The organism is Marinoscillum furvescens DSM 4134, assembly GCF_003386095.1.
Lineage (GTDB): Bacteria > Bacteroidota > Bacteroidia > Cytophagales > Cyclobacteriaceae > Marinoscillum > Marinoscillum furvescens.
Genome location: NZ_QREG01000010.1, coordinates 74,466 through 89,498 on the forward strand (window position 1 = coordinate 74,466; position 15,033 = coordinate 89,498).

General features: G+C 47.7%; 5 protein-coding genes. All 5 read left to right on the top strand.

Annotation, left to right across the window (positions count from 1 at the left end):
* Positions 1-215 precede the first annotated feature (215 nt).
* Positions 216-386, top strand: a complete 171-nt coding sequence (locus C7460_RS24540) for a hypothetical protein (protein WP_221409506.1) — start codon at positions 216-218, stop codon at positions 384-386.
* Positions 387-596: 210 nt separating this feature from the next.
* A complete protein-coding gene (locus C7460_RS11895) occupies positions 597-4,121 on the top strand; it encodes a galactose-binding domain-containing protein (RefSeq protein WP_115868328.1) in 3,525 nt (1,174 codons plus the stop codon).
* Between the two features lie 175 nt (positions 4,122-4,296).
* Positions 4,297-8,286: a carbohydrate-binding protein gene (locus C7460_RS11900; protein WP_115868329.1), complete on the top strand. Its 3,990-nt coding sequence runs from the start codon at positions 4,297-4,299 to the stop codon at positions 8,284-8,286.
* A gap of 22 nt (positions 8,287-8,308) precedes the next feature.
* Positions 8,309-11,902 (top strand): galactose-binding domain-containing protein, encoded by a 3,594-nt coding sequence (locus C7460_RS11905; protein WP_170147986.1) that lies wholly within the window; start codon positions 8,309-8,311, stop codon positions 11,900-11,902.
* A 12-nt stretch (positions 11,903-11,914) separates the two neighbouring features.
* A partial coding sequence (locus tag C7460_RS11910) for a carbohydrate-binding protein (protein ID WP_115868331.1) occupies positions 11,915-15,033 on the top strand: 3,119 nt, incomplete at its 3' end.

Genomic DNA, 15,033 nt, shown 5'->3' on the forward strand with positions numbered 1-15,033 from the left:
ATGGCTGGAAGTTGTGGGTGATCGATGTTTCTTGATTTTGGGGGATATAGAGGATTTGATAAATCAGTATCTATTAGGTTGATATTTGTAAATAAGAAAATTATAGCTCCAGATACATTGAGTCATTAGTTTCGGGCTTTCAACGTAATCTCCTTTAAGACTGGATTTATATATATCCAAAATCGTAAGATAATCCTCAAGGTAAGCTGTGATTGATGTATGAAATAAACCTTTTGACCTTTTTAGCAGAACAAAGTGGAGGACTAGCTCTAGATGGCACAAGGAAAATTATGAAACTAGAACCATTAGAACTTCATCAGCGCTCTCCGATTTTCATTGGTTCCACACAATATGGTGGAAAAAGCTGCGTCCTTTCAGAAAGATAAGTTTTGCTTACGGGCTTACGTTGACTATTAAAATACGTTGCGTTCAGATTTGCCCGAGCAATGTAAACTAACGACCTAGCCTATAAATCAATAGCGATTCTGGTCAATGGCTTATACCCAAAAGATCATAATTGATACACCAAACTTTGTAACAAAGTCATTTTTGTGATAGCCGATGGTCATACTTCGGCTCACAAACCTGACTAAAACATGATCAAATACCTGTTGCTTGCCCTACTGGGCTTCTTAGGAATGGTGCAGTCTGCCCAGTCCCAAACTACCGTACATTCTTTGCTAGAGCTGAAGCCATTTCTGAAAAAAGATAGCGTACATGTAAAGCTTGCGCCTGGAGACTACTACCTCAGTGCAGCTGATGTAGCCAGTGGCGATTGGGGAGAAGACATCCCATATATGGACTGGGCCAAAGGCTTATTTATTTTTACCGGTAGTCACTGCACCTTCGATTTTACAGGAGCAACCATTTACTTTAATACCGACCTGTTTACTGCTTTTGGCAACAAAGACATCTGGGAAATCGAATTTCGTGGAAACTACAGCACCTACAAAAACCTTACCATGGTAGACGATGGCTCAGTGTATGATGCACCTACAAAAGGAGTCACCAATGTACATGTAGATGGTAAACACAACATTGTGGATGGTTTTCATATTACGGGAAAAGGCTCTTCCCCTTATGCCTGGGGAGATTCTTTTGGAAAAGGGGCGGGCTCCCTTGTAAAACTCCAAAAACACAGTGCCCTCACGCTACGAGGAGATTACAATACTGTAAAGAATACGACCATCATCCACAGGGCATATGGGCACTGCCTGGTGATGCAGGCGGCTAATAACCCTACCATTGACTCGTGCTATATAGAAGGTGAGATGCGGTCTACGGACGATATGCTGGCAGATCCCACTATTATGTCACCACCTACCACCACCTGGGGGTACCGATTACCAAGCGGCTATATGAAAGCACTCACAGAAGAAGGTATTCGCACGTACAACCGGGGAGAAACACTGATAGACGGAGAATACATCGAACGTGGCACCAATGACATAACCATCAAAAACACCACAGTCAAAAATGCCCGTGGAGGATGTTCCATTGTGCTATCGTCCGGCTTTCGACATGTAGAGAATGTTACCCTCATAGGTAATGAATTTGGCTTTTCGGTGGGTGATGCCAAGCTGATCAATTGCCGTGCAGATGCCGTATATGGCCCCGCCTATATGAACGCTTATGATGACAAACGAAATAAAGTCACGGGTGATCTAACCATATTAGCACCGAGTGATGGGTATTACAACGGGACTGGCGCGGTAGCCTTTTTGGGAGGAGAAAATTCTGACCTCAACATCTATGCGGAAGAAGGCGCATATGCCGAAGGCCTGGTCATCAAAGTGGGAGGGAAGACTCACAACGTAGGGCAGCTGAGGGCCGAGCCACATACGGCGGCCAACAACACCATCACCAATCACACCAACTTTCCGCTGCACATAGCAGCGGGGAGTACGGGCAATACCATTAAATCTTGCGGTGACGTAACCGACAAAGGAACAAACAACAGCATCACGCAGCTAACAGACTGTGCAGAAACTACCTGTCATTATTTTGCTGGCAAGGAAGCGCCGCTCGGCGCTACTCCAGGTTTGCGCTATTACCAATATGAAGGAAACTGGGAACAATTACCGAGACTGGATACGCTGGAGCCGTCACAAACTGGCAAGGTAGATGCACCCTCATTTACCTCGGCAGCAGGCTCAAACGGCTTTTTATTTAGGTTTCTGGGGTTTGTATACCTGGACCAGAAAGACAGCTATACATTCACCACGAATACCTCGCTCACCCATCAGCTTTATATAGACGGGGTGAAAGTCGCTGATCAGCATGGCAGTAGTACAACCTCTTCAGGGACGGTTTGTCTAGAGGCTGGTTATCATCGCTTTAGGCTAGACATCATGGGGAGTTCTGCAGATGAAACAATAGAAATCCTGTATGAAAGTGCTACCTCGGAAAAACAACCACTGACTACCTACTACATCCAAGAAACAGCTGACAACCTGGCAAAATCAGGCACGGCGACACAGTCTTCTACTGCCTATGATGGAGTGGCCAGTCGTGCGATTGATGGCAACACCAATGGCTCATTTGGAGCTGGATCGGTCACCCATACGAGCGATGAGCACCAACCCTGGTGGCAGGTAGATCTTGGCGGCAACAAGCGCATCCAGGAGATCAAAATATACAATAGAACAGATCGCTGCTGCTCAAACCGCCTGCAGGACTTTACGGTAACCATTTTTGACAGTGATCAACGGGAAGTTTTCTCCAGGTCGTTTACCACAGCACCTAATCCTTCGTTGCTCATCCCTGTGGAACTGGTGAAAGGCAGGGTGGTCAGGGTTCAGCTGAACAATACCGGGACTTTGAACCTGGCAGAAGTACAGGTGATAGGCTATGACGTGGAAAAATCACAACAGACCATCGATTTCCCGGAGCTAACAGAAAAAACAGTAGGAGACCCGGATTTTGATCCAGGAGCCACGGCCAGCTCAGGTTTAGCAGTGATTTACACCAGTTCGAATGAATCGGTAGCCACTGTGGTGGAAAACAAAATCAGCATCGTAGGAGGTGGTACGGCACAGATCATCGCGTCACAGCCAGGAGATGATACTTACCATGCGGCTGCAGAGGTGTCGCAAACGCTCGTGGTGAAGGACCCGCAAAAACAAGAGCAAACCATCACGATAGAAGCGTTTGGGACCGTGCGCTATGGCGATAGCCCGTTACAGCCTGAAGCTTCTGTGAGCTCGGGACTAGCTGTGGAATGGTCCAGTTCTAATGAGTCAGTTGCCACAGTGGTGGAAAACAAAATTCATATCAAAGGAGTAGGGTCGACACAAATTATTGCCTTTCAGGCAGGAAATCAGACCTACAATCCGGCTACAGCGGAGCGCCTGCTGACAGTAGATAAAGCCACACAGTCCATATCATTCGATCCCATTCCGGAAATGCTGCTGGGTGATTCAAGCTATATGCTTTCGGCGAATACCAGCTCTGGTTTAGAGGTGGCATTCCAATCTGATGATGAACAGATTGCCAAAGTAGAAGGCAATTTATTGGTTCTGCTGCAGGCAGGGACTACTACCATTACAGCCACACAGCCAGGTAACGAACTCATTGCCGCGGCACCGGCGGTCACGCACCAGCTAGTGGTCAAGCTAAGTCAGGAAATCACATTCGAACCATTGCCAGTACTGACCGTGGGTGAGTCTGACTACCTGCCACAAGCTACCGCCTCTTCAGGCTTAGCGGTCACATATAGCAGCTCAGATACGTCTGTAGCGGTCATTGTTGGTGGGCACATACGCGCAAAAGCACCGGGCGTTACGCTCATCAAAGCCATGCAGGCAGGAGACGAAACCTATGCGGAAGCCCCTGTAGAAAAGCAAAACCTGATCGTGATGGATGCAGAGGTGCTCAATATTTCCCCCGATCAAATAGCTGTCTATCCCAACCCCGCCACTACGACACTTCTAATAAATACCAACGGGGGTGACTTTAATTACTACCAGCTGAGCAATACTGCCGGGCAGGTAGTGGCGTCAGGTACTATAACTCTCGACGGAGCTACTGTAGTGTCACTTGAGCACTTGCCTCCAGGAGTCTATTTGGTTCAGCTATCAGGGCAGACATCCCAAGAGCTCTTTAAGGTGGTAAAAAAATAGTTATAGGTCCTAGAAAGCGTTATTCAAGGTTTCAGGGCCATAAGTCATTGGTTTTGAACCATAATTTCTAAACACGTGGGACTCCAAATGATAGATTTGGAATAGGTATAAAAGTATTAATGGCCAGTTACTCTTTCGGGGGCTGGCTACACTAAGGTCACAGAAACTAAAAGATATGAAAGCAAAGTACGGTCGCCTTTTGTTGGTACCTCTTTTTGTAATGCTAGTCATAGCAGCAACTGCGCAGGTTACGGTTAACACGCTGCAGGAATTGAAACCATACCTGAAACAAGATGGGGTTAACGTGAAATTGGCCCCGGGAGTATATAACATTACTAAAGCTGATGTCGATAAAGGCTTGTTTACCTCCGAAACAACCATCGTTGGGCGTACGGCAAGTGTATTGTTGCTTTTTGAGGGCAACAACAGCACCTATGATTTCACAGGAGTGACCATCAATGTAGAAACAGCAGTTTTTAGGGCTTACGGTGGAAATCAGGTATATGAGGTGCAGATTATCGGTAATGACAATGTCCTGAAAAACCTTACCCTGGTGGATGTGGGGTCAGTCCACGATGGCCCGGTACGTGGCGCGCTCAACATCTGTATGGATGGTGCACGAAATCGTGTAGAAGGCTTCCATGTGACAGCCAAAGGTTCCTTTCCGTATGGCTATGGAGATGCTTTTGGTAAAGGAGGAGGGCCGGTTATTCCACACCAAAAACACAGTGCCTGTCTGATTCGTGGAGAATCCAACCACCTACTCAACAGTTCATTTATCCACCAGACTTATGGCCACTGCATTTTTATGCAGGCCGCCAACAATCCTAAAATAGAAGGCTGCTATGTGGAAGGGGAGGTACGAACTACAGACGATATGTTGCTGGAGCAAGGTACCGGCTCGCCAGCAGACAAAGTGGGCTTTACGACCACATGGGGCTACAAGCTACCAGCAGGATACATGATGAGTACTGGCGAAGGGGGTATCAGAGCCTACAATGCAGGTGAGACCGTCATCGATGGTGTGGAGTACGAGCGAGGTACTTCTAACCCTACCATCCTAAATTGTACGGTATTTCGCATGCGAGCTGGCGTGACACTAACCCATGCTACAGGTACCAAGCGCGTAGAAGGATGCTCCATGATAGAGTGTGAGCGTGGTTATGCCATAGGATCTGGAGACATTATTGATTGCATCACCGATACCAAATATGGGCCGGCACTTGGAGTAGATTATGTGCGGGATAGAGGGGTGAATGCAGACATCACACTGATCAACAGCGGTAGCTCTTACAATGGAAGCAAGCATGCGGCCATTATTATAGGTTCCAATCACAATATTACGCTGCGCGGGCAATACGATCACGCAGATCAGGAGCTAAAGGTCAATGTAGGAGGAGATAACAATACGATAGGCTTGCGAGCTGAGGAAGATCATTTTACTGCAGAAAACATCACCATCAATAACCTCACTGGGTACCCCTTGGTGCTTTCTGATGAGTCTACCAATATCTCTGGAGAATCATGCGGACCGTTAACGGATCTTGGTTCTGGCAATAACATTACCACCAGTGACTGTCAGTTGAGTGTAGACAGCATTTTGGTAGAAGCCGAAAACTTCACCTCCAGTAGCGGAGTGGAGTCAGTAACTACTACCGACGAAAGTGGAGGGCAGCAGGTAGCCATGACTACCAATGGCGATTGGGTAGAGTATCAGGTACATGTGCCTGCCGCAGGCGAGTACGTCGTTCATAGTAGAGTAGCCAGCGCAGCAGGTGGGGCCATGCAATACAAGGTAGATGGCGTCATGGCGTCACACGTGAGTATAGCTGCTACGGGAGGAGATGACAACTGGATTACCAACACGGCTTCTCTATTTTTAACAGCTGGCATGCGCACCATCCGTGTACAGGCAGCAAGTGGAGGATGGCATTTCAACTGGTTTATGCTGGAAAAAGCCACTTCTGATCATGTTTTTGTCTCCTGGGTTTCACTTATACCCCAATACAACGAAATCGATGAGGAAGGAAGTTTACAGTTGACCTATACGGTATATCCAACGAATGCTACCAATCAGGAGGTGATTTATGAAAGTGAAAACCCAGCCATAGCTACTGTAGATGAAAATGGATTGGTGACAGGAGTAAGTCATGGAGTGACCTACATCCTGGTGAAAACGTTGGACGGAGCACATGTAGACCGTGCCAAAATCACCGTCAATAGACTGGTAGGAAGAAATTTGGCGTTGGAGGGCACAGCTACACAGTCATCTACCGCTTACAATGGACCAGCCCACCTGGCCATAGACGGCAATACGGATGGTAACTATGGCAACGGCTCCGTTTCACACACCGGGCATAACGATCCGGTGAAGTGGTGGCAGGTAGACCTTGGTGGTGAGTATGTCATAGATGAAATCATCATCCACAACCGCACAGGTAGCACGAGCTATTCCTCGCGATTGAGTGATATCACTGTAGAGATCATCAATGCGGCTATGGATACCCTCTTTACACAGTTTTATCCGGGATACCCCAATCCCTCGTTAACCATTCCAATTGATGATCTTTTGGGGCAATACGTACGCATTTGGAAAACATCCGATAATGGCATGACGCTCGCTGAGGTTGAAGTTTTTGGATTTGATAAACCCAAAACAGCACAGCAAATAACCTTTCCAGAACTGCCTGAAAAGCAAGTAGGAGATGCAGATTTTGACCCGGGGGCAAGTGCCAGTTCTGGTCTGGGGATCACCTATACCAGCTCGGACGAGCAGGTCGCAAGTATTGTATCAGGAAAAGTCCACATTGTAGGAGCAGGTGTTGCTACCATCACAGCCTCACAGGCTGGTGATGAAACCTACGCTGCGGCTGCAGATGTGTCGCAGGTACTCACCGTGAAGGACCAGGCCAGGCAAGATCAAACCATCACTTTTGAGCAGCTAGCTACCATACGCTATGGTGACTCTGATGTGGAGCTGGTGGCTTCTGCCAGTTCCGGACTAGCGGTGACATTTACCAGTTCGGATGAGACAGTAGCTAAAATTACTGATGGAAAACTCCAGGTGCAACGCGTAGGTTCTGCCACCATTACAGCATTACAAGATGGTAATGATATGTACAATCCTGCCACTGCTACGCAAACTATACAAGTAGAAAAAGCTGTTCAATCGATCCAATTCGAGGCTTTTGAAAGTAAAAAATATGGGGACCCGGAATTTGCCCCTCAGGCTACTTCTTCGGCAGGTCTGGAGCTTACCTATTCCAGTTCCAATTCGGCTGTAGCTCAAATACAAAATGGCATGGTCACGATCGTAGGGGTGGGCACCACGGCTATTACTGCCAGTCAGGAGGGCAACGAAAATTATACTTCCGCGAAAGCATCTCAAAACCTTACCGTATCCAAAGCTGACCAGACCATCACTTTTGGACCGATTCCAGAAAAGGGAGTAGGTGACGAAGACTTTTGGCCGGGAGCCGTTGCTAGCTCAGGTTTGCCAGTTGCCTATTCCAGCTCTGATGAAACTGTAGCCACTATAGTGGAAGGGAATGTTCGTATCCAGGGAAAAGGTTCAGCGCAGATTACCGCCATTCAAGCTGGAAACGAGTATTACAACTCGGCAGAGGCAAGCCAGACCCTTGTGGTGGGAGCCGCCACTCAGGAAATCACGTTTGATGCACTGCCCATTCTGGCAGTAGGAGATGCAGACTTTTCGCCACAAGCTACTGCTACTTCCGGCTTGGAAGTGTTGTTTAAGAGCTCAGATGAAACTGTTGCTCAGATTGTAGCCAATAAAATTAGAGCGGTCGGGGTAGGGATATGTTCCATTACGGCCTATCAACCCGGAGATGCATCGTATGCAGCTGCAGCTGAGGTGAGTCAAAACCTGGCTGTAATTCCTTCTACTGTTCTGAATGCGGTTACAGAACAAACACTTTCAGTGTACCCCAATCCTGTGACTGATCAGCTGTTTGCGGCTATCCCTGAAGCCAATTTTAAGCAGTATGTGCTTTATGGTGTAAATGGCCAGGTGATTAAAGCAGGGGCATTGCAAGATCATCAGTCGACCCTACAGCTAGACATGAGTGAAGTAGAGAAGGGGCTTTATATGCTTCGGCTTTCGAATGCCAACCAGTCCATCACCACGCGATTTATCAAGCAATAGTTGTAACCTGGATGATTGTAAAATGAAGAATATAACATTTGTATTATGGTTTCTGGTGATGATCCCATGGATTGCACCCGCCCAGCGTCAATTCGTCCATCCAGGGCTTTCACATAAGCAATCTGATCTGGACCGAATGAAAGCCATGGTCAATGCTAAAGTAGATCCCTGGTATTCCTCATACATCGACATGTGTTCTAAACACACGGCAAGTTTTGATTATCAGGTGCAGGGCAATACAAGTCTCACTCAAATCTATCGGGATGCACCGAGGACGAACCTGAGAATCTTCGAAGATGATAGCAGGGCGGCCTATTACAATGCCTTGAGGTGGTATATAGAAGGGGATGAGCGCCACGCTCAAAAAGCAGTGGAGTGTCTCAATGCCTGGACTGGGCTCACTTATGTTCAGCATAATGGCACAGCTGCCCTTACTTCCAATGTGATCATCATCATGCTGGAAGCTGCTGAGCTTGTCAAAAGCACTTACGATGGCTGGTCTGCAGTGGACATCAAGAAGTTTGAAGATATGCTGGTCTATCCTGGCTATTCGGATACTACCATACCACCCAATGAGAGTGCGGAAGGCACCTGGTACTGGAGAGCATACAAATTTGATCCGGTTAGAGCCGGAAACCAGGAATTATGTGGTATCAGAACCACGATGGCCATAGGAATCTTTCTAGACAATGAAAAAATCTACGATCGGGCTTTGAGGTATATCACCAAGCAACCGGGACGGACAGATGACATCCCTTTCCCAAAAGGGCCACATGTACGAAAAGGTGAAAAAGATCGCAATAAATACCGTATCGCTTATGACATAGAGGTGTTGGATACGGAAGCAAATTTCTATGGCAATGGAGCACTTACAAATTATGTGTATGAAAATGGCCAGGCTCAGGAAAGCTCTCGGGATCAGGCCCATACTTCATTTGGGTTAGGGTTGCTGTGTTCTATTGGCGAAATAGCCTGGAATCAGGGAGACGACATCTGGGGCCATGCCGAAGACAGAATCCTGCTGGGATTGGAATACTCCTTAAAATATGGAGTTTCTTATTTTCAATCTCACCCAGATCAGCCCAACCCCTGGGAGCCAACAGTCGAATCAGGAGAGTTTATTCAGCGAGATGATGCCACACTTAGAAATCATGCATTGGCCATTTGTCCGGTGATTGATCTGGATACTACCCGGTTTACGCGTGATGCCTTTATTCATCAGGATACCTGGGAGCTCCCAATTGCTCATTATGTCGGAAGGGGACTCAGATCCGAAGAAGATGCTAAATGGACCATTCGAGCCAGGGATTACAGTATAGTTGCTAATGGTAGGTATGAGACGGGGCCTTCTGGAGGGGCTTATGTGGGGTTTGGAGGTCTTTCTTTTCACCGACCCAAAGGTTGCTATGGCGACCCAATTAAAGGATTTGATGTGGCAGGACTGCCTGTTTATGCGATGCATACCATTCCCACCACCATTGAAGCGGAGCATTACGATTATTTTGTGACTGATGGCGAAGGCCGTACCTACCATGATTTGACCACAGAAAACTCTGGCGGCATCTACCGTACAGATGAAGGTGTAGACCTGGAGGTAAGCTCTGATGGAGGCTACAATATCACCGATTTTGAAATGGGTGAATATCTAACTTATACCGTCAGCGCTCCCGGTCCGGGTACCTATGCGATCAAAGTGCGCTATGCTGCGGAAAATGCTGATGGCAAAATCAATTTTGCTTTTGATGGAGAAGATGCGACAGGCAATGTGACCCTGCCCGCTACGGGAAGTTTAGATACCTGGCTAGATCATGAAGTGTCGTCGGGGGTGTATCTTTCTGCCGGCGCCCATAGCATGAAAGTCAGTGCTACTGGCGCTTCATCGGCATTTAAGCTGACGAGTATCAGTCTGGAGGTAGTGTCAGTAGCAGAGTTTCGAAACCTGGCTACCTCGGGCACCGCTAGCCAATCTACCACCGCATATGGAGGAGAAGCCGCTCGCGCTATAGACGGCAATACCAATGGCAACTACAACAACAACTCGGTGAGTCACACCAGCCATGAAGATGGCCTGAAATGGTGGCAGGTAGACCTTGGCAAGGATTACGTGATCACCAGCGTGGTGGTACACAACCGTACCGGTAGTACGTCATACAGCGAGATTTTAAACAACTTCACCGTGGAGGTAATCAATGCGAAAGAGGACACCGTGTTTTCCTACTTTCAGGAAGAATATCCGAATCCAGCCCTCACGGTGAATACAGGAGAACAAAAAGGGCGTTATGTGCGCATTTGGAAAACCTCTCAGAAGGCCATTACGCTGGCAGAGGTAGAGGTGTTTGGCTATGAAATTCAGAAAAAGAGCCAATCGATAACGTTTGATGCGCTACCAGAGAAGACGGTAGGTGATGCGGACTTTGATGCGGGAGCCGTGGCCAGCTCAGGACTGCCGGTCACCTATACCAGCTCCAATACCTCTGTAGCCACTATCGAGTCTGGAAAAATACGACTGGTTGGTTCAGGAGTTACCACCATAACTGCCAGTCAGGCAGGAGACGACACATATAGTGCAGCGAACGAAGTAGCACAGGTACTCATGGTATCAGACCCTGCAAAAGAAGAGCAAACCATAACTCTGGCAGACTTTGGTGCAGTTTATTATGGAGACGCTCCTTTTGTGCCAGAAGCCAGTGCAAGTTCAGGCCTTTCGCTGACATTCAGTAGCTCCAATGAGCAGGTAGCGATCATCACAGAAGGCAAAATCGAACTTAAAAGTGCGGGTGTGACGGAGATTACGGCTAGACAAGCAGGGGATGCTACCTACAACCCGGCTACAGCTACCAAAACCCTCACAGTTCAGAAAATCGCGCAGACAATAACCTTTGAGCCACTGGAGCCGCGCAAGACGAGCGCAGAACCATTTGACCCTGGAGCTACGGCCAGTTCTGGTTTGCTGGTCACTTACAGCAGCTCCAACGATACGGTGGCCACCATCGTCAACAATGAAGTACATATCGTAGGAGTCGGTAGTACCACCATTACTGCGTATCAGGTAGGTAGCAATGCTTATCAGCCAGCTGATCCGGTCACTCAGGTACTGCAGGTGAAGAAAGAACAAGTGATCACTTTCGAGGCACTGCCTGTGAAATCAGTGGGAGATGAGCCTTTTGATCCGGGTGCTACGGTATCATCTGGTTTGCCTATCACTTATACCAGTTCTGATGCCGACGTAGCGGAAATAATTGATGGTAAGATACACCTCAAGGGATCCGGCGTGGTAACCATCACCGCCAGCCAGCCTGGAGATGACCTGTATTTTGCAGCGGATGAAGTGGCCCAAAACATGGCAGTATTGGGAGGAACTGTCTTGAGTGTTGCTGATGGACTAAGGGTTTACCCTAATCCGGTGGATACATGGGTGAAGATTGTTAATTCCAGTCAAGAGCGTTTTACAGATTACCGCTTATATGCTGTTAATGGTCAACTACTAAAGAGTGGAAGCATTGGTCCAACAGCCACCACCGTTCATATAGCGCTACCCAACTTCCATACTGGCCTCTACATTTTGAAAGTAAGTAATCAAAATACTTCTCAGGTTTTCAGATTGATAAAACACTAAATCGATTAATTCATGTCATTGCATAAGCCATTATTAGCCATTATCGTCGTACTGATGTTCTGCACCTCGCTGTGGGCTCAGCGACAATTCGTACATCCGGGCATCTCACATAAGCTGTCTGATCTTGATCGGATGAAAGCGATGGTAGAAGCAGGTGAAAAGCCCTGGATTACTACTTACAATCAACTTAAAAACCATAAAAAGGCTCAACATACCTATGCCGTAAATGTAGATCCAGCACTTACTACGGTGTACAATAACGAGAGTGACGGGTGGTTTATCAATGACGGTACAGCGGCTTACTACAATGCACTGATGTGGTACATCACCGAAGACAGTAGACATGCAGAAAAAGCTGTAGAAATATTGAATACCTGGTCTGGAATAAAACGAAACGAAATGTCCGTACCGCTGAGTTCAGGCCGAATTTGGCGGGTGATTGAAGCGGCAGAGATCATAGCACATACTTATGATGGCTGGGCAGAAGCAGACATCCAAAAGTTTAAAGATATGCTCGTGTATCCGGGGTACTCCAGTACCACGGTGCCCGAGGAGGCTATTGCGAGCAATGATATTTCCTTTTATTGGAGAGTTTATCAGGGTGATCCGGCGCGTCATGGCAACCAGGGCCTGTTTTGCATGCGTACTATGATGGCCATGGCGATCTTCCTCGACAATGAAATCATGTATGACCGTGTGGTGCGCTATCTGAAAGGTCAACCTCACCGATCAGACGATTTGGCCTATCCTTCAGGACCGCCAATCACTACGGGACCCACCGGAGGATGTGAATATTTTGATGAGTACAAACTTCAGGGCTTTGAAACGACTGTTGAAGATTATGGCTACAATGAAGTGATCAGCAATTACATCTATGAAAATGGACAAAGTCAGGAGTCCTCGCGTGATCAGGCTCACGGTCTGGCAGGAGTAGCCACTATATCCGTGATTGCCGAGATGGCATGGAATCAGGGGGACGACTTGTATGGTCATCTGGACAACCGACTTTTGAAAGGGTTGGAGTTTTATTTCAAATACAATCTGACGTATAACAATAGTTATCCCGATCAGCCGGAGCCCTGGGAGCCGTCTGTTGCGTCGGGTGAATACATTGAGCGATTTGACCGATCTGGAAGATGGAAAGCCTTAAAAATCAACCCTTATCTTGTTTGCAGTACAGGAGAAGAGTTTCGGGAAAGAGCCAAACACAACCTAAGCCCCGTTTTTGAAATGAACCTGGGACACTATCGAGACCGACTGAAAATGTCTGAGGAAGACACCAAGTGGCTCATCCGAGGCTTCGAAAACCTGACGAAAGAAATTGGAGTAGAAGGCGAAGGAGTTCACACCGATCACCCGGGTCATGGAGGCCTGAAATTTCGCCGGGTAAGCCCCGGTGACCCAATTAAAGGAATTGATGCAGCGGGCATTCCGATTTATGGTCTCCACACCATTCCGACCACCATTGAGGCTGAGCACTACGATTATTTTGTCACAGAGGGCCAAGGGCGCACTTATCATGACCTATCTGCCGAAAACTCTGGCGGCATCTACCGTACAGATGAAGGTGTAGACCTGGAGGTAAGCTCTGATGGAGGCTACAATATCACTGATTTTGAAACGGGTGAATATCTAACTTATACTGTCAGTGCTCCTGGCCCTGGCACCTATGCGATCAAAGTTCGCTATGCTGCGGAAAATGCTGACGGCAAGATCAATTTCGCTTTTGATGGAGAAGATGCTACGGGCAACGTTAACCTACCAGCTACCGGAAGTTTCGATACGTGGATGGACCATGAAGTATCCGCCGGAGTATACCTGAGCGCCGGAGTACATGCCATGAAAGTAAGTGCCACTGGGGCTTCTTCCGCATTTAAGCTGACCAGCATCAGCCTGGAAGTAGTGTCCGTGGCAGAGGTGAAAAACCTGGCCTTATCAGGTACAGCCACCCAATCCACTACCGCTTATGGAGGAGAGGCCGCTCGCGCTATAGATGGCAATACCAATGGCAACTACAACAACAACTCCGTTAGCCATACCAGCCACGAGGATGGATTGAAATGGTGGCAGGTGGACCTGGGGAAAGACCATGTCATTTCCAGTGTGGTCATCCACAATCGCACCGGTAGCACATCATACAGTGAGCTATTAAACAACTTCACAGTAGAAGTCATCGATGCTGCAGAAGATACTGTTTTTACCTCCTTTCATGCCGACTATCCCAACCCATCGATATCCATTAACATCGGTGATCTCAAAGGGCGCTATGTACGGATTTGGAAAACTTCCGCTAAGGCCATCACGCTAGCCGAGGTAGAAGTATTTGGCTATGAAGTACAGAAAAAAGGACAATCCATCTCTTTTGATCCACTACCGGAAAAGACACTGGGTGATGCGGCTTTTGATCCCGGTGCTGTGGCCAGCTCAGGACTGACGGTCACCTATTCGAGCTCCAATACTGCAGTAGCTACTATCGAGTCTGGCAAAATACATTTGGTTGGCTCGGGCGTTACCACCATCACGGCAAGTCAGCCTGGCGATGATGCCTACAACGCTGCTGCAGACGTAGCTCAGGTATTGATGGTTTCTGACCCGGCCAAAACAAATCAAACCATCACAATTGAAGACTTTGGAGAAGTACACTTTGGAGATGACCCAATTGCTCCGGTAGCCAGTGCCAGTTCTGGCTTGTCTCTGACATTCAGTAGCTCCAATGAGCAGGTAGCGATCATCACAGATGGCAAAATCGAACTTAAAAGTGCGGGTGTTACCGACATTACGGCTAGACAAGCCGGAAATGCTACCTACAACCCAGCTACAGCTACCAAAACCCTCACGGTTCAGAAAATCGCGCAGACGATAACCTTTGAGGCACTGGCGCCTCGTAAGACGAGTGCAGAACCATTTGATCCGGGAGCTACGGCTAGTTCTGGTTTGCTGGTCACTTACAGCAGCTCCAACGATACAGTGGCCACTATCGTCAACAATGAAGTACATATTGTAGGAGTCGGTAGTACCATCATTACTGCGTATCAGGTAGGTAGCAATGCTTATCAGCCAGCTGATCCGGTCACTCAGGTACTGCAGGTGAAGAAAGAACAAGTGATCACTTTCGAGGCACTGCCAGTGAA